This is a genomic window from Oryzifoliimicrobium ureilyticum (assembly GCF_037199735.1).
Taxonomy (GTDB): Bacteria; Pseudomonadota; Alphaproteobacteria; order Rhizobiales; family Rhizobiaceae; genus Rhizobium; species Rhizobium ureilyticus.
Map to the genome: position 1 here is coordinate 25,539 of NZ_JBBBVQ010000023.1, position 18,245 is coordinate 43,783.

At 55.5% G+C, this 18,245-nt stretch carries 13 protein-coding genes; 10 read left to right on the forward strand and 3 right to left on the reverse strand.

Annotated features, from left to right (window positions below):
* The first annotated feature begins 3 nt into the window (after positions 1–3).
* From VQ830_RS23995 to VQ830_RS24010, 4 genes are all read left to right on the forward strand, one after another.
* The gene (locus VQ830_RS23995; protein WP_337270692.1) at positions 4–1,119 is read left to right on the forward strand and encodes an ABC transporter ATP-binding protein; all 1,116 of its coding nucleotides are present in this window, start codon (positions 4–6) and stop codon (positions 1,117–1,119) included.
* Between the two features lie 16 nt (positions 1,120–1,135).
* Positions 1,136–2,641, forward strand: coding sequence for an FAD-dependent oxidoreductase (locus VQ830_RS24000; RefSeq protein ID WP_337270693.1), 1,506 nt, complete (start codon positions 1,136–1,138; stop codon positions 2,639–2,641).
* An 82-nt stretch (positions 2,642–2,723) separates the two neighbouring features.
* Positions 2,724–4,379, forward strand: a complete 1,656-nt coding sequence (locus VQ830_RS24005; RefSeq protein WP_337270694.1) for a GMC family oxidoreductase — start codon at positions 2,724–2,726, stop codon at positions 4,377–4,379.
* A 139-nt stretch (positions 4,380–4,518) separates the two neighbouring features.
* Entirely contained in the window at positions 4,519–6,648 is a 2,130-nt protein-coding gene (locus VQ830_RS24010) for an FAD-binding protein (protein ID WP_337270695.1), read from the forward strand.
* Between the two features lie 12 nt (positions 6,649–6,660).
* Here VQ830_RS24010 and VQ830_RS24015 read toward each other — a convergent pair whose 3' ends face one another.
* Positions 6,661–9,666 carry an autotransporter outer membrane beta-barrel domain-containing protein gene (locus VQ830_RS24015; protein WP_337270696.1) on the reverse strand — a complete coding sequence of 1,002 codons (3,006 nt, stop codon included), beginning with the start codon at positions 9,664–9,666 and terminating at the stop codon, positions 6,661–6,663.
* A gap of 416 nt (positions 9,667–10,082) precedes the next feature.
* Between VQ830_RS24015 and VQ830_RS24020 the strand changes: the two genes are divergently transcribed.
* On the forward strand, positions 10,083–10,757 hold the full coding sequence (locus VQ830_RS24020; protein ID WP_337270697.1) for a DUF2161 domain-containing phosphodiesterase: 675 nt from the start codon (positions 10,083–10,085) through the stop codon (positions 10,755–10,757).
* A 64-nt stretch (positions 10,758–10,821) separates the two neighbouring features.
* On the opposite strand, the gene VQ830_RS24025 is transcribed toward VQ830_RS24020, so the two are convergent.
* Entirely contained in the window at positions 10,822–11,259 is a 438-nt protein-coding gene (locus tag VQ830_RS24025) for an EamA family transporter (protein WP_337270738.1), read from the reverse strand.
* Between the two features lie 119 nt (positions 11,260–11,378).
* Positions 11,379–12,881, reverse strand: a complete 1,503-nt coding sequence (locus tag VQ830_RS24030; protein WP_337270698.1) for a L,D-transpeptidase family protein — start codon at positions 12,879–12,881, stop codon at positions 11,379–11,381.
* Positions 12,882–13,210: 329 nt separating this feature from the next.
* On the opposite strand from VQ830_RS24030, the gene VQ830_RS24035 reads away from it, so the two are divergent.
* From VQ830_RS24035 to VQ830_RS24055, 5 genes are all read left to right on the forward strand, one after another.
* Positions 13,211–14,428 carry an amidohydrolase family protein gene (locus tag VQ830_RS24035; RefSeq protein ID WP_438618600.1) on the forward strand — a complete coding sequence of 406 codons (1,218 nt, stop codon included), beginning with the start codon at positions 13,211–13,213 and terminating at the stop codon, positions 14,426–14,428.
* A 23-nt stretch (positions 14,429–14,451) separates the two neighbouring features.
* The gene (locus VQ830_RS24040) at positions 14,452–16,011 is read left to right on the forward strand and encodes a gamma-glutamyltransferase family protein (RefSeq protein WP_337270700.1); all 1,560 of its coding nucleotides are present in this window, start codon (positions 14,452–14,454) and stop codon (positions 16,009–16,011) included.
* 30 nt (positions 16,012–16,041) lie between these two features.
* Complete coding sequence (locus VQ830_RS24045; protein WP_337270701.1) at positions 16,042–17,268, forward strand: amidohydrolase family protein; 1,227 nt, start codon at positions 16,042–16,044, stop codon at positions 17,266–17,268.
* Between the two features lie 138 nt (positions 17,269–17,406).
* Positions 17,407–17,655, forward strand: a complete 249-nt coding sequence (locus tag VQ830_RS24050) for a hypothetical protein (protein ID WP_337270702.1) — start codon at positions 17,407–17,409, stop codon at positions 17,653–17,655.
* Between the two features lie 6 nt (positions 17,656–17,661).
* Positions 17,662–18,207 carry a 2'-5' RNA ligase family protein gene (locus tag VQ830_RS24055; RefSeq protein WP_337270703.1) on the forward strand — a complete coding sequence of 182 codons (546 nt, stop codon included), beginning with the start codon at positions 17,662–17,664 and terminating at the stop codon, positions 18,205–18,207.
* Positions 18,208–18,245: the final 38 nt, after the last annotated feature.

Genomic DNA, 18,245 nt, shown 5'->3' on the forward strand with positions numbered 1-18,245 from the left:
CCCATGGCATTCTTGCAGATCGCAAACCTGAGGAAGCGGTACGGCGCCCTTGAAATCCTCAAAGGCATCAATCTTGAGCTAGAGGAGGGCGGCTTCCTGGTCCTCGTCGGACCATCCGGTTGCGGCAAATCCACACTCCTCAACACGATTGCCGGCCTTGAAGCCATTACCGAAGGCGATATCAGGGTCGATGATCGAAGCATCGCGAGCCTTCATCCGTCGAAGCGCGACATTGCGATGGTGTTCCAGAGTTATGCGCTTTATCCGAATATGACGGTTGCCGGTAATATTTCCTTCGGAATGGAGATGCGCGGCGTTCCGCCTGCCGAGCGAAAGCAGGCGATCGACAAGGTCGCCAAGGTCCTCCAGATCGGCCATCTGCTTGACCGCAAACCAAGTCAACTGTCTGGCGGACAGCGTCAGCGCGTTGCGATGGGGCGCGCACTGGTGCGCGATCCGAAGCTCTTTCTGTTCGATGAACCGTTGTCGAACCTCGATGCCAAGTTGCGTGTCGATATGCGTATCGAAATCAAGCGTCTCCATCAGTCCACCGGCAAAACGATCGTTTATGTGACGCACGATCAGATCGAAGCAATGACGCTCGCAACGAAGATCGCCGTTATGAAGGAAGGGGTCGTTCAGCAATTCGGGACGCCTGCAGAGATCTATAACAATCCAGCCAATATGTTCGTTGCCGACTTCATGGGATCGCCCGCGATGAACCTTTTGACGGGCACTGTCGAAAAGGGTCATGATGGACTGCAGGTGTTGCTATCGCGCGGTGCCGGGGATGCCATTAGATTACCGGTCCCTGAGACGCATGGCTCCCTTGCCGCCCATGCCGGCAAGAATGTGATTTTCGGCATTCGCCCGGAAGCGTTGACCGATCCTGAAGGCGCCGACCGGAATGCCCGGCTCATCTGTGAAAACGATTGTCTGATCGAGGTCGTGGAGCCGGCAGGATCCGACACGTTTGCCGTCACGAAGCTTGGCGGCAAAGAGGTTGTTGCTCGTTTGCGGGCGGATGCAAGGCTCGTTCCCGGACAGACGGCACGACTGGCCTTCAATCTGGATAAGGCAGTCTACTTCGATCCGCAAACGCAAGGTCGGATTGCGTGATTGAGGGAGGTCTTTCGTGAAAAGCAGTCCGGATATCGTCATCATCGGTTCAGGCATCGGAGGCTCTACGATTGCCGCGGGACTTGCATCCAGTGGTGCTGAAATTCTCATCCTCGAAGCGGGAGATGCGATACCAGACCTGCCCGTCAATCGAGACCAGCGCGCTATCTTTCAGCGCGGGCATTTCCGTCCGAAAGAGACTTGGTACGAGGCGAGTGGAGAAGGATTTAATCCTGGAAATTACTATAATGTAGGAGGCAATTCAAAGTTTTACGGCGCGGTTCTCATACGCTACCGCAAAGAGGATTTTGAGGTCATCGAACATCGGGAAGGCATCTCGCCAGCCTGGCCGTTCCCTTACGAAGTGTTGGAACCTTGGTACAGCAAGGCAGAGCGCCTGTATCAGGTTCGCGGGAGGCTTGGCGAAGACCCAACCGAACCTCACCATTCGAGTGGCTATGACTACCCGGCTGTTCCGGACGAACCAGCTGTCGCGACAGTAAGAGCACGCCTTCGCCAGAGGGGCCTTCACCCCGCCTCACTTCCTCTTGGCGTCGACATAGAAGCGTGGCTGTCCAAAGCAAAAACGCCTTGGGATGCCCATCCAAATGCGAGAGACGGAAAGATGGATGCGGAAACAACCGCGTTGGCGCAGGCCCTGAAGCATTCAAACGTAGCGCTGCAAACCCGTTCTCGCGTGACGACGCTTGAGACAGGCGGCAATGGTCGTATCGATCGTATCCATTATCTCAAAGATGGAGAGGCGCACACACTCTCGCCGAAGCTGGTCATTCTCTCGGCTGGCGCGGTTCAGTCTGCTGTGATCCTCTTGCGTTCCGCAAATTCCGCCTTTCCGGAAGGTCTTGCCAACTCTTCGGACCAAGTTGGGCGCAATTTCATGAACCATAATTCGTCTGCCGTGATCGGCGTTGCACCCGGATTTCGCAACGATGCGATCTATCAGAAGACCTTTGGCTTTAACGACTTCTATTTGTCGGACGGCAGCGGGGGGCCCCCGCTCGGGAATGTTCAGCTTCTCGGACGTATTTCGGAGCGCGTCCTGAAAGGCGCCCTTCCCAAGGTTCCGGAGTGGCTTTTGCGCCAGCTCACCAGCCATGCCATTGATTTTTATGCGATGAGCGAGGACATTCCAAATCCCAACAGCCGCGTGACGGTCGAAGGCGAGAGGATCGTGCTGCATTGGGAACGCACGAACTGGGATGCCCATCTCGCTTTGGTCGCAAAGCTCAAGGACGTCTTGAAGTCGGTCGGCTTTCCGATCGTACTGTCGCGGCCTTTCGATAAGAGAACGCCGTCGCACCAGTGCGGCACGGTCAGAATCGGCAGCGATCCAGCTTCCGCTCCGCTCGATATTTTCTGCCGATCCTACGACCACCAAAATCTATTCGTCGTCGACGCGAGCTTCCTACCCACTTCGGCGGCCGTCAACCCGGCGCTGACGGTTGCAAGCCAAGCATTGCGGGTCGCCGACCATATCATCGCGAAGGACCTCGCTGCATGAGACACAAAAGCCCCCGTCGCAGGTGCGAGCATTCCACCTCAAGCGAAAGCAAAGTGGCAAGCACGCATTCAAGGATGAACCGATGAGATTTGACTATATCATAACCGGTGCCGGCCCGGCCGGATGCGTCCTTGCCAACAGGCTTAGTGAGGACCCCGACATCAAGGTACTCCTGCTCGAGGCGGGCGGCACCGACTGGAACCCGCTGTTTCATATGCCTGCCGGCTTTGCCAAGATGACCAAAGGCGTTGCCAGCTGGGGTTGGAGCACGGTTCCGCAAAGACATATGAAGGGCCGAGTTCTCCGCTACACCCAAGCCAAGGTGATCGGCGGCGGCTCTTCGATCAATGCGCAACTTTACACCCGAGGGAATGCTGCCGACTACGATCTTTGGGCGAGGGAGGATGGTTGCGAAGGATGGGATTACCGTTCAGTGCTTCCCTATTTCAAACGGGCGGAAGACAATCAACGCTTTGCCGATGACTATCATTCCTATGGCGGTCCACTCGGCGTTTCGATGCCTGTGTCGGCTTTGCCGATTTGTGACGCTTACATTCGGGCCGGGCAGGAACTCGGCATTCCCTACAATCATGATTTCAATGGCAAGCAGCAGGCTGGTCTCGGCTTTTATCAGCTTACGCAGCGAAATCGGCGGCGCTCCTCAGCATCCCTGGCTTATCTTGCGCCGATCAAGGATCGCAAGAATCTCACTGTTCGCACTGGCGCGCATGTCCTGCGGATTGTTTTGGAGGGTAGCCGGGCGATCGGTGTTGAAGTTTCGACGTCTCAAGGCGTTGAGATCATTCGCGCCGAGCGCGAGGTGTTGGTTTCATCGGGTGCTATCGGATCGCCGAAACTTCTGCTGCAGTCCGGGATTGGTCCGGCTGACCATCTGAAATCCGTGGGCGTCAAGGCGCTTCACGATTTGCCGGGTGTTGGTAGCAACATGCAGGACCATCTCGATCTTTTCGTAATTTCGGAATGCACGGGTGATCATACCTATGATGGGGTCGCCAAGCTGCATCGAACCCTTTGGGCCGGCCTGGAATATGTCTTGTTTCGCAGCGGCCCGGTTGCTTCCTCCCTCTTCGAGACTGGAGGCTTCTGGTACGCCGATCCTGATGCGCGCTCGCCGGACATTCAATTTCACCTTGGGCTTGGATCGGGTATCGAGGCTGGGGTGGAGAAATTGAAGAACGCCGGGGTGACCCTGAACTCCGCCTATCTGCATCCCCGTTCAAGGGGAACGGTTCGCCTCTCGTCGCCCGACCCATCGACTGCGCCGCTGATCGACCCCAATTACTGGGAGGATCCGCACGATCGAAAGATGTCCATCGAAGGGTTGAAGATAGCACGGGAGATCATGCAGCAGTCTGCATTGAAACCTTTCGTTTTGGCAGAGCGTCTTCCCGGCCCCCGTGTCGTGACAGACGAGGACCTCTTCGAATATGGCTGCGCCAATGCCAAAACGGATCACCATCCCGTTGGCACCTGTAAAATGGGTGAAGGTCGGGACGCAGTGGTGGGGCTTGATCTTCGGGTTCACGGTTTGACGGGTCTCCGCGTTTGCGACTCTTCGGTCATGCCTCGCGTTCCCTCGTGCAACACGAATGCCCCCACGATCATGGTCGGAGAAAAGGGTGCGGATCTGATCCGCGGGATCGCGCCTCTTCCTCCAATGATCTTTTCCAACGAGCGCAACGATCTGCGGCCGAGAGCCAGAGCAGACGTTCGATAAACGACTAGGCGGCGTTTGAGCAGTCGCGCCGCTGATAACCTGATCACGAGAGCCGCCAACTTCACCGCTTGCATTTCATCACCCGAGGCCGCGAGCAGGACCAAAATTTGACGAATAACCTGATTTTCTGGACGCAAAAATGAGTATCGACGTACCTCAAGCAATTCTCGATGCCCTGACGGATGTGGATATGCCCAAACTTCCGTCCGTCCCGCTTTCGTCTGAATTCGTGACCGTGCAAGGCCTTGAGATCCCAGTCTATCGGTCTGGATGCGTTGTGATTGGTTCCGGTGCAGCTGGCCTGCGCGCGGCCGTAGAGCTTAAGCGGCGAGGCGATGAGATTTCCATCATCAGCCAGAGCGCATGGGGCGGGACATCGGCGTGCTCCGGTTCCGACAAGCAAACTCTCCATACGGCGAACACTGCAGATCAGGGCGACGATTATAAGGACATGGCCCGTGCCATCAGAGCGGGCGGCGCGATGGACGAAGACACGGCCTATGTCGAGGCGGTGGGCTCATCGCGCATGATGGCATCGCTTCAATTTCTTGGTCTTCCTCTACCTCAGGATCAGTTTGGCGGTACGCTCAGGTATCAGACGGATCACGACGAAGTCGGCCGAGCTACAAGTTGCGGACCGCGCACATCCCGCCTCATGGTCAAAGTGCTCGCGGAGGAAGCGATCCGGCTTTCGATCCCATTTTACAATCAAACCACGGCGATAAAAATTCTGCGGGAAGGCTCCGAGCCCATAGCGAGGGCCACCGGCGTGTTGGTCATGATGGGCAGTGCGCGTTCGGACAAAAATCCTTTCGGTGTTGCCATTTTCCTCTGTCATGTTCTGGTTCTAGCGGCCGGCGGTCCGGGCGAGCTTTACCGGGATAGTGTTTACCCAAACGGTTGTTTCGGTTCACTCGGGCTTGCGCTCGAGGCGGGCCTTGACCTTGTCAATCTCACGGAAAGTCAGTTCGGGATCGGCACGAGAAGGGAAGGATTTCCTTGGAATCTTTCCGGGACCTATGTGCAGGCGATACCGCATATCTACTCGATCGATGCCGATGGCAAAGAGCATCATTTTCTCGCATCCTATTACCGGACCACGCAGGAACTGGCGTCCAACGTCTTTCGCAAGGGCTATCAATGGCCATTCCATGCAATGCGGATGCTTGAGTTCGGCTCGAGCCTGGTCGATCTTGCGATACATCGCGAAACCGCCGCAGGACGCCGCGTCTTCATGGACTTCAACAGGAATCCATTGCCCGTCCCAGGCGATCAGCCATTTTCGCTGTCGCGTCTTGATGAGGACGTCAACCGCTATTTGAAGAATGCTGGCGCATCCCAGGAAGTGCCCATCGAACGGTTACGGCATATGAACCCTTTGTCGATCGAACTTTATCGTCGCTACAAGATGGACATCGCTGCCGAGCCTTTGGAGTTTGCCGTCAACAACCAGCACATGAACGGCGGAATCATGGTTGATATATGGGGGCGCAGCAGTCTCGCCGGCTGCTACGCTGTTGGCGAAGCAGCTGGCACCCATGGCGTCACCAGACCGGGCGGCGCGGCGTTGAATGCAGGCCAGGTCTTTGGAACACGGGTTGGCGAGCATATTGCAGCCAGCGGAGCGGCGCGGACCGCTGCGACTGGAGACATAGGAGAAGCGGCAAAGGCTGGGATCGCCGGTATCTTGAACCGTTTGCAACCGTCCAGCAACCTGACGATCAAAGAGGTGCGCCATGAGGTACAGGCTCGGATGAGCGATCAGGCCGGGCTGATTTGCAGCCAGGAGGGCGTGAGTACCGCATTGGCCGGAGCAAAAAATCTTGTTCGGCGGCTTGAGGCTGAGGGAATTTCGTACGAACGCCCTGCTGAGGCAGCGCGCGCACTGCAATGGTGGCAAATGGCTCTTGCCTCGCAGGCCGTTCTAGCTGCGCTTGATTTCTTTATCCAGCAGGGAGGGGGAAGCCGCGGTGCCCGAGCGATCCTTGATCCGAAAGGAGAGCTTGTTCCGGTATTGTCATCCGGCCCCCTCGAAGAATTCAGGTTCAGGCGTGACCGCGAAGAACATCGGGAAGAGCAGATCGTCGTTCGGTCCGGTGCAAGCGGGCTAACGATCGCAACGCGCCCGAACCGCAGCTTTGACGAGACGGCGAAATCATTTTTCGAGCGAGATTGGCCAGCGTGGTTGACGGCTGATATCTACGGTGTTGAGCAGCGGGGAAGCGATGGACAGGGTGATAGCTCAGGTCGCGATCACTCGTATAGATGACGACCATCCGGCTTAAAATTTTGCCGTGAAATCCGCCCTTGCGCCGCTCGATCTGCGCCCATCACCGAATTCACCGATATAGCTGAATTTCAGCTGAATTTGCTCGGTCAGCTTCGCCGTTGCGCCGGCCTCAACCACCAAAGCGTCGCGCGGCAGTGTAGCGCCCTCGATCCAGAATGGGCTGCTGCCCGAATAGGCGAAACGCGTCGCGGCGGCTTGCTCTCCAAACGCATGTTGCCAACCGATCATACCACACAAAGCGAGAGGGATTCGAGTGCCCTCAAAACTTGTCGACCATCGAAGGCCAAGGGTGGAGGTCGCAAAATTGTCGACGCTGTCGAATGAAGTCAGTGCAGCAGGTCCACCTCTTTCTTGAAAACCGTCGGTGTTGAGGTTCACATATGAAAGTGTCGCGAAAGGTCGGAATTCTGCGACACCACTGTTGACCCGGGCGGAAACGTCAAGGAATGCCTGTGTGGCTCTGCTTGCGTACGCCGCTGTTAGCCGATCCTCAAACCCGCTGAATGCAATGTTTCTCGTTGTCGAGATATCGTTGAAGGAGAAGACTGCACCACCGACGACGTCAAGAACGTTGATCTCGCCACTTGAGTAGAGACCGAGGCTGTAAGAATCCACCTTTGCGTCGCCGCCTACATCGATATGTCGATATCCAAGCACACCGCCGAGACGCAAGGATGAGGTAACCTCGCCATCCGCTCCCAACAAAACACCCGATGCCTTCGTGTCATATCCAATGGCGTTCGTAGCGTCCGAAGCACGACCTTCGATGCCAAAGCCGGAGGACCAGAGATCCGCTTCTCCGGTTTTGGACAATGTTACGTCGGCATTTGTCGCGTGATCGATGATGCTGTCTGAAAAGAAGCGGCTGCTTTGGAACAGCTCGCCTTTAACCGAAGGATGGATATCTCCGGTCAACTGAGAAAAGGCCTGCTCGGCGCTGGCCGTGTCGAGTGAGAGCACCGCATTGAAAAGCGGGTTCTTTGTATTGGCGAGGCCTTCTATACTTAATGCGGCCGCTTTCGAATTGGGTGTTGTTGCAACGCTCGCGAAGGTTTTATCATTCCTATAAAGCTGGAGATCCACATCGCTTTGGCTGTAGCTTAGCAATGGGGTGAGAAAAGCAAGACTGCTGTCGACGCCGGTGAACTGGCCCGTGATGCTCGCGGCTGTGATCAAGCGGTAACTTGTGATCGCGGCGTATTCGCCTGCACCCGGTCGCAGCTTTAGGATGCCGCCTTGGATTTCCAGCGCACCTGAGACATTCAACCGATCCGCTTGCCCGTCCGGCGTTATGTCTACGACATAGGCAGATCCCTGAAGAAAACGCGCGTTCCCGCTGACGGTTGTTGTCTCGATGCCGCTGCCGGCATCTAGAGTTCCGTCTTTGGCAATTGTCAGGCCGCCTGTGATGCCGGTTCCCCCCAAGAGACCGCCAGCAAAGACGTTGACGGCGCCAACAATCTCGCCGGTATTGGTGAGCGTGCCTGCGTAAATGGTTGCCGACCCTGTCACTGTGCCGGTGTTGGCGAAGTTTCCACCGCTTGTTTCGACCGATGCGACGACGCCGTCGTTCGATACTGTGCCTGAATTTACGATAAGGCCGGTCGTTCCGCTTCTGTTGTTGGTAAACTGACCTCCGGCGGTCACCTCAATGTCCGCGGCACTGCTGTTGTTGACGACGTTTCCGCCCGTAATCACCGTCGTGCCGGTGATCGTTCCACCTGCGTTATTGGTGAAATCACCGCGCGTATTGGTAAGCGCGGCAATGGTGCCTGCGTTGGACGAAGAGCCGGCGTTAACTATGGATCCTGCCCGCGCGCCACTGTTATTCACGAAGTTGGCTGCGGCGGAAACATCCGCATCCGTTATGACAAAATTGTTGACGACAGTTCCGCCTTGAACCAGCGTTTTACCAGTAACGGTTCCGCCGGCATTGTTTGTGAAACTTCCTGCGGTATTGGTGAGCGCCGCTACAGTGCCCGCATTGGAAGATAATCCCGCGCTGGTGACAGTCTGAACCTCAGCACCGCTATTGTTGACGAAGGTGCCGGCCGCCGAAACCTGCGTATCGGCCATGGCTGCATTGTTGATAACAGTCCCGCCCTGGATGATCGTCGTTCCAACGACGCCACCATTATTATTCGTAAAAGTGCCATCGACATTGCGCAGTGCGGCCACCGATCCCGCATTGGAACTGGTTCCAGCATTCGTTACGTTACCAGCGCGCGCACCGCTGTTATTGACGAAGACGGCAGCTGCCGCGACATCCGCATCGGTGATGACGAAATTATTGGTGACCGTTCCACCCGTGACGGTCGTCAGACCCGTTACAGTTCCGCCAGTATTATTCGTGAAGGCCCCGGCATCGTTCGACAAGCTCGAAACTGTGCCTGAATTGGAGGCGGTACCCGAATTTGTAACTGCACCTGCTGATGCACCACTGTTGTTGACGAAGGTACCGCCCGACGACACATCGACATCGCCGGTTAAGCCGTTGTTGGTAAGCGAGGTCGTTGCCGCAACACTTGCGCTTCCGAGTGAACCGTCAACCGTAACGTTTCCGTTGTTCAGCGAGAGATGACCGCTGATCGTTCCGCCAACAGCAAGGTTGCCGCCGTTTAGGTGTACGTCTGAACTTAACACCCCGCCACTGTTGACGGTCAGGCTTCCGGAGCCAATGGCGGTCCCCCCGGTCGCGGTTAGATCGCCGTGGTCGGTTATCGTCACATTGCCGCCGTTCACATCAAGCTCGGTAATGACAAAATGATCAACGACCTGAGGAGAGCCATTGTTTACCGCTGCGGTATCAGAGGCTGCGGGCGGGCCCGGCGTCCAGTTTGCACTATTGCCGAAGGAGTTATCTGATGCGCCGGTCCACACCGATTGAGCGACGCTCGGGAAAGTGGGCAGCACCGATACCAGCGCCGTCATACAGCCAAGGCGAGCGGCCCACGATTTTATGTTCCGGCTTGCTTCGCTCATAACAGGTTGAGCCATGAGACAAGGCAATCGCTAGGGATGACGAAAAACGAGATATCAGAGCAACTTACATAATTCTTTTGAAGAGTTTTGGTAAAATCGTGATCCGGACCAGACTTCAGCTTTTCGTGGCACTTAGACGCTGGCATCGTAGTTCGGTCTCTTTCCGATCTCTCCACGCCTCCACCAAGCGCGTTGTCGAATCAATTTTATCATTCTTGGGTGGCGGTACAACCGCCGCCTTTAACGAAAGATGACTGCCCAAGAAATGAGTGATGGCGTACTTGCGCATCCTGCGGTCACAGAGCAGGGGCGAAGTCATCCTGCGGAAATTGAACTTTGATCTCTGGCCTCGAATAGGAGGTTCAGCAAGTGGGCTATAGAACCTTTAAAACCTCGATCTGCTGCTTATGATTCGCTCGTGTTGGAAGTCTATGGAAACTTCGCTTTATCTCCCGGTCAAAAGCTTTCTTGAACATGCCGGCTACCGGGTCAAAGGTGAGATCGGTGGATGCGATCTTGTCGGCGTGCGTGATGATGATCCGTCGGTTGTCGTCGTTTGCGAATTGAAGATGAGTTTCAATCTTGAGCTCATCTTACAGGCCGTTGATCGTGCCCCGGTGGCCGACGAGATTTGGATCGCAGCGCGAATTTCTGCCAAAGGGAAGGGGCGGGAAGCTGACCAGCGCTATCGTAACCTCTGCCGAAGGCTGGGATTTGGTATGCTTGGCGTTTCTGATACCGGCGATATCAGCGTCATTGTCTCGTCCGTCTCTCCCATGCCACGTACCAATCCGAAGCGCCGCTCCCGACTGGTGCGTGAACATCAAAAGCGGCGCGGCGATCCCACCCTTGGCGGCAGCACAAGAGCGCCCATCATGACAGCCTATCGTCAGCAAGCACTGGATTGCGCATCAGCATTGCAGGAAGGCCCCTTGCGCGTTCGTGACATCCGGTCGAGCGCACCGGACGCAGGCAAGATCCTAATTTCCAATGTATATGGCTGGTTCGAGCGGCGCGAAAGGGGCATCTATGGTCTGACGGATGAGGGGCGCAATGCGCTGACCCGCTGGCGAGGGAACGGATCGCGCGCGTTAGAGGATACGTGATGGGGATGCCGTGCCGAAGTGGATGGACCATGTCATGGTCCCAGTCTTTCTTGATAGACGTCACTTATGATCTGAAGGCAACCAGTACGACACCGAGTGTGATCAAGATAACGCCAAGCCAATTGGCGAGGGAAAGTCGCTCCCCGAGAAACAAAACCGCAAATATGGCGACGAAGACCACAGACAGCTTATCGATAGGAGCAACGCGCGCCGCATCACCAAGCTTCAATGCGCGGAAATAACAGATCCAGGACGCGCCAGTTGCAAGGCCTGACATGACCAGAAAGAGCCAACTCCTCGGCGCGATCGATGAAGGCTGCTGCCAGTTTCCAGTGATATAAAGCATGAGCCCGGCAGCCGCCAAAATGACCACGGTGCGGAAAAAGGTCGCGAAGTCGGAATTGACGTTTTCAACTCCGATTTTTGCAAAGATAGCGGTCAAGGCAGCAAAGACTGCGGATAGAAAAGCCCAGAAAGGCCAGCTCGCAAAAAGGCTTTTCATCATCCGCTTACCACCGCCTTCCGCTCATCTATCCGAAGCGCCGAGAAAAGCTTTTTTGATAAAGCTTTTGCTCGTAATCCTTCGATTTGCCTCCCGCAACCTCGCATGTGGAGACGTCATTAAGACTGGGAGCGGCTCGCACTCGTTGCAGCAATGGCATTGAGCGTTTGAAGATCGCGTCCATAGATATCGTCGTAATAATGCACGGTTCCATCCTCCGAAGGCCATGCAGTGAAGTAGGCGACGTAAACGGCCAGAGGTTCAGGCACCGGCATATCTTTTTTCTGTCCATCACTTATTTGCTGGTTCACGAAGTCCACCGTGTTCTTCAGGACGGCAGCTGCCATTCCCCGCGGGTCTTCCAGTCTGACACAGCCGTGGCTGAACATTCTGTCCTGAGAAGCGAATTTGCCACGCGCTGGGGTGTCATGCATGTAGATGGCATGCGCGTTCGGGAACAGGATCTTCAATTGTCCGAGTGCATTGTCAGGTCCCGGCGGTTGCACGACGCCGATATTATCAAGCGGTTGCGACCAGTCGACCTTGGCGGAAGGCATTTCCTTGCCTTTCACGGTCACCACATAACCTTCTTTGTCGAGGTAGGCAGGGTCACGTTTCAAATGCGGGAGCATTTCGTTCTTAATGATTGACTGCGGCACGCCCCAATCGGGATTGAACTCCACCGTCTTGATTGTCGCATCGAAAAAGTTGGTTTGGTGATCTTGCTGACCGATAACCGCCTTGGTTGAGAAGGTCATCTGACCGTTTTCATAATAATAGGCCATGTACGCCGGCTGATTGATGAAGACGTAGCGCTGCGGAAATTCCTGCGGCATCCAACGCAGTTCTTCCATTGCAACGGTCACCTTATCGATATCTGCCTTGGCGCCACCGGCTTGATCCGATTTCTTCAGCCATTGCAGTTCTGCAGCGAGCTGTGCGAATTTCGGATTGCTCGGCATATAGTGATTGAAGACTGGCATGAGATCGGGTGCATTGGAGAGTTCCGCGATCATCGCCTTCAAATCAACTGGCTTGCGCTTGAAGTCGTAATAGTTCGACAGCTTGTTAGGGTCGATGCGCCCACGAAAATTATCCTGGAGAAACATCGCCATTTTATTGGACAGGGAGATTTCGAACTGTGCGAGCGCCGCTGCACGCTCGTCCGAGCCCTTTGGCATGTTTTCGAAGTCTGTCGGAACAATGTAATCCGCAGGATTGAGGCCCCAGCTGTCGGCCTGCTTCAATAGATCGATCGCTTGTGCTGCTTTGGCGGTATGGGCTTCCCCATCCGTCCAGATCAGTTTTGCCTTCGGCTGACTATAATAGGCTTCAATCGTCGCGGCGACATCGTCATTCATGACGAGCCTGATGCCGCTCATCTTGCTTAAGATCTTCGTCTGCCGGCTGGCTGCTGTATCGAAAAGCGTTCCAAGACCTGAGTCATCACCTCGCGGCGGCAACTGCACGGCGCGGCGTGCCGGGACTGTGTAGGCCTTATCAGCAACGCCTGCGAGCGGGTCAGCCTTTACCATCTGCGCCTGTGACACGACTGGTGCACTTAACAGCGTCATGACAACAAAGAGAGAAGCTATTCGGCATGGTGTCGATCTTATGGGCACCAAGGCCTCCTTGAAGATTGAAGGTGAGTAAAAAGAGCTTTTAAGCCAACGGCCATTTCATGCCATTGCCTGCTCTCTTGAGCATAACCTAAAGCTTACCATTCAGGCAAAAACTGGGCATGTCGCTTTTGCAATGCAGACCTGAAGAATGGGCATGAGATGAGGCGGCAAGTGTGGAAGGAAAGGCTTTCGTTGGCACGAAAACGGCAGCTTTTTCTAGTCTCGCGCATAAGGCTCATCTGACATAGGGGTAGATGCAAGCGGTAAATTGGCACGTCAGTGAAAACAAGCTGGCGATTTTTAGATGGGCACCCTTATAGTTTGGGAAGATGCCAGCAGGGATTTGGATTGTGAAAGAGACTATTTTCAAAAATGCTAAGCTGATTGACGGTCGCCATGTCGACATACGGGTGGAGGGCGCTCATGTGAACTCGATCGAGCCTGCTGCCGGAACGGATGGACCCGGCGGCGATGCGATAGATCTCGACGGCGCGCTCGTCCTGCCGGGTTTCGTTGAAGGCCATATTCATCTTGATACAAGTTTCTACGGGGACAAGTGGGTAGCGCACAGGCCCTGCACAAATGGCTTTGACGTTGAGGAACGGGTACGGTTTCAGGCTGAGAACATGGCGAAGGCCGCACCGATGGCTGAACGGGCGCGCAATCAGCTCGATCTTTGCATCGGCAATGGATCGCTTTACATGCGCAGCCACGTCATGGTGGACGGGTCGGTTGGTCTAAAATCGTTAGAAGCAATCCTTGCCGTACGTGAGGATTATCGTGATCTCATCGATATTCAGATTGTTGCCTTTCCACAAAGCGGTATTCTTAAAAGTCCAGGCACCGCAGAGCTTTTGGATGAAGCGATCAGGCTTGGCGCCGATCTCGTGGGCGGATTGGACCCTGCAAGCTTTGATCGAGACGCACAAGGTCATCTCGATGTTGTCTTCGGTGTCGCCGAAAAGCATGGGGTGGATGTCGATATCCATCTTCATGAGGCAGGCACGCTCGGTGCCTTCACCATCGAGGAGATTTGCCGGCGCACGGAAGCGCTGGGTATGCAGGGCCATGTCGCTATAAGCCATGCTTACGGGCTTGGCGATCTTGATCGGGATGGCGCGCGTCGGATCGGCGCCCTCCTGAGCCGAAGCGGCGTTGCAGTCATGACCAATGCACCCGGTGCTCATAACTTTCCTCCAATCGCCCTTCTGCGCAGCGAGGGTGTGACCGTCTTCTCGGGAAGCGACAATATCCGAGACTCCTGGTGGCCCTACGGCGACGGCGATATGTTGCGTCGTGCTGAAATCATCGGTTATCGATCCGGCTACTTTACGGATGCCGAACTGTCTTCTGCGTTCGACGTGGTCACCGTTGGAGGCGCAAAGGCGTTGCGGCTTGAGGCTTATGAGATCGAGGTGGGTGCGCCAGCAACCTTTGTTGCGCTCCAGGCTGAACATGTTCCCGAGGCAGTCGTTGCGGTGCCGAAGAAACGCCTCGTGTTCAAGAACGGCCGGTTGATTGCTGAAAATGGGCAGATCGTGCGTTGAACGATCAAGGGCGCGCTGAAACCATGAATAAAGAGAAACAGAGCCGCAATGGGATGGTGGTGGCACCACATTGGCTGGCTAGCAAAGCGGGCGCCGATGTCCTCAGGCGCGGCGGCAACGCTATCGAAGCTGTCATCGCAGCCGGTGCTGCTCTTTCGGTTGTCTATCCGCATTTTTGCGGACTAGGCGGTGATGCTGTTTGGATGACAGCTGACCCGTCAGGCAATGTGTCGTGCCTGCTCGGTATTGGTCAGGCTGCTGCATCAGCGTCGATTGACAACGCAAAGATTACGCTGCGCGGACCATCCTCTACCTGGACGACAGCCTGTCTTGTCGATAGTTGGCAGAAGCTGCTCGATCTCTCTTCGAGCCAGTGGAAAGGGCAAGAACGGCTTCACCAACTACTGGAGCCCGCAATTCATCTTGCGCAGGAAGGCTACGACGTCAGCCCCTCGCAGCGGTTCTGGTCTGAATTTCGGAAGAACGAAAGCAGCGCGTGGCCTGGATTTGAAGCGATATTTGGCGAGAGCGGGATCCAACGGCAACCGCAACTGGCCGACACTTTGAGAAGCATCGCCGATGAGGGCGCACGGGGCTTTTACGAAGGCGCGCTGGCGAGACGTGTAGCGCAGGGGCTGAAACATGCCAGCTCGCCGCTTTCTGCGTCCGATCTTGCTGCTACGCAGGCCCGCTTCGTTGAACCGCTCGGCCATGATTATCGCGATATGAGGCTTTTTGCGCCGCCGCCGCCGACCCAGGGCGTGACCACGCTCGGCATCATGGGTGTTCTTGCGCACCTCGATATGGCGGGACAGGATCCTCACAGCGCCCAATACTATCATTACCTCGTGGAAGCGGTGAAGAAAGCATTCCTCGATCGCTACCTTATCGGTGATCCTTCGGCCTGCGATTCGTGGCTGATTAGCACTCTGCTCGATGAAGAACGTCTGTCGTCTAAAGCAGAGGCGATTGATCCGGCAAAGGCAATGGAATGGCCCCATCTGCACCGAGCTGGTGACACTGCCTTTCTAGCAGCGGTCGACGCCCAGGGCCGCTGCGTTTGCGGTTTGCAGAGCCTTTATTTTGATTGGGGAAGCGGAGTCGTCGTAGGTGACACCGGTGTTCTGTGGCAAAATCGCGGGGCTGCATTTAGCCTCGACCCAGAAAGCCCAAACCGGATCGCTCCGGGGAAACTGCCTTTTTATACCCTTAACCCTGGCCTTGGATTGAGGAACGGCCGGCCGCATCTTCTCTACGGAACCCAAGGCGCAGATGGTCAGCCTCAGACGCTCGCGCTCCTCCTCAGTTTGTTGATCGACCATCAATTTGATCTGTCGGCAGCCCTTGCGCATCCGCGGTTTCTGTTGGGCAAGACCTTTTCTGACAGCCGTGATTCACTGAAGATTGAAGCGAATGCCGGGACGGATGTTTTTTCCGGCCTTGCGGCTCTCGGGCACTCGGTCTCCTCAATTGATGCCTTCAGTCCGCTTGGCGGACAGGCTGGTGTGATCCGCATCGACGATGACGGTCTTATTCACGGCTCACACGATCCAAGAAGCGATGGTGGAGCCGAAGCTCCGTGAGCTCTTACCTTTTTCATGAAAGCGGCGAAGATGTTGTATGATCTTCTCATACGGAATGTGCGCACCGAGACGAGTGCGACGCTCGTGGATATCGCGGTCAAAGATGGTCTTATTGCTGACATCGAGCCCAATTTTCGATGTGATGCCGTTACGCAAACCGATGCGGAAGGCGCGCTTGCTTTTGGGGGATTTGTTGAAAGTCATATCCATCTCGACAAAGCTGGCATTTTTAGCCGCTGTAGGATTTGCGATGGAACATTGGCGGAGGCGGTGAGGGAAACGGCGCGGGCCAAGAAAGAGTTTACGACTGAGGATGTCTATGACAGAGCCGCAAAGATTGTTCAAAAGGCCATTAGCTATGGGACGACATCGATGCGGACCTTCGTCGAAGTCGATCCGCGCGCCGGCCTACGTTCCTTCGACGCCATTCTAAGGCTGAAGGCAGATTACGCTTTCGCGATCGATATTGATATCTGCGCTTTCGCGCAGGAGGGCCTCACGCAGGAACCGGAAACGTTTGCATTGCTTGACCAGGCATTGTCGCAAGGTGCCGATCTCATTGGTGGCTGTCCATACACGGACCCTGAGCCGCGCCGGCATATCGAGATGATCTTCGAGCTCGCGCGCAAATACGACGTCGATGTTGATTTTCATCTCGATTTCGATCTCAATCCTAGCGTCACAAATCTGCCCGCCGTTATCGAGGAAACAACACGAAACGGCTGGGGCGGGCGGGTTTCGATCGGTCATGTGACAAATCTCTCAGCGCTTTCGGCCGAGGCTGTAAGGGATGTGGGCGCGCAACTTTCAGCAGCCGGCATCGCGTTGACCGTCCTGCCGGCAACCGATCTATTCCTCAATGGCCGAAGCTATGACAAACTCGTGCCGCGTGGCGTTGCGCCGGCGCATCTTCTGGCGGAATGCGGTGTCGTGACCTCAGTCGCCACCAACAATGTCAGCAATCCTTTTACCCCCTACGGCGACGCGTCTTTGATGCGCATGGCAAACCTCTATGCTAATGTTGCTCAGCTTTCCCGAAGCGAGGACCTGGAACGTGTCTTCTCAATGGTCACAAGCTCTGCCGCCAAGCTGATGCGAAAATCTTACGGCCTCTCGCCCGGCAACGACGCCACCATCGTTCTTCTCGATTGTGCCAGCAGCACCGATGCCGTGCGGGAAGTTGCCCGCGCGATCGCCGGATGGAAAAATGGCAAACAAAGCTTTTGGCACGGGCGGCCGAAACTCTTTCGTCCTTAGCCAGCGTTTGGCCAAACGTCCCCGCCAAATCAAGCATCGAGAAGACGATCGTCCTATCCGCCGGCGGAAAAGCGTGTTGAGCTTTTTGGAACATCAAAAGGATGATGGCGTTATCGAGAACTTGAAAAGGAGAAAGTGATGCCTCTGAAATACCATGTTGGCGAGCATGATGGTGGTTATGCCTACCGCGTCGGCGATGTTTGGTCAGAACCCTTCGGTGATCATGACGCTGCGATGAGAGCTGCTCGAGATGCAGCTCAACGACAGCAGTTGGGCGGTGAAGAGGTCGAAATCGCATACCAACTTGCTGACGGCAGCTGGCAGACTCAACATGTCGACGGTGGCGACCGGCCGGATACCGAAGTGGTTGACGATAGCAAAGGCTAAAAGTCTGTGACGCTGCCGCCCATCATAGTCACAGCACATGTCGTCTCTGAAGATCTGGAGTTTTTCAACGCTCTAAGGCGACGACATTTTCCTGCAGAGCGCAATTTTCTTGATGCTCATATCACGATGTTTCACCATCTTCCTGGACGTTATCTTGAGGAAATCAAAGATATTGCGACAGACGTTCTGTCGCAGTCCCAACCATTTGTTGCCGAAGTCGCTGGCGTCAGACATCTCGGATCAGGTGTAGCATTTCAAATTGCGAGCGGCATTCTCACCGAGTTACGAGCTGCGTTGAAAAACAAGCTTGGCGCTTGGCCCGGTCCCCAAGACCAACAAAAATTTCAACCCCATATCACGATCCAGAACAAGGTCGCTCGGTCCAAGGCCGATAAGCTCTTTTTCGAGCTGCGGGAATCGTATCAGCCACGCTCCATCCTCATCACTGGGATCGATCTCTGGAGCTATCTTAATGGCCCTTGGCGACATGAAGCGTTCATTGCGTCGGCCATCGCAAATCGACCTGACTTTCAGATCGCAGACACGGTCTGATGAGAATGATAAGAGAACTGTCGTTTTCGACTTGATCC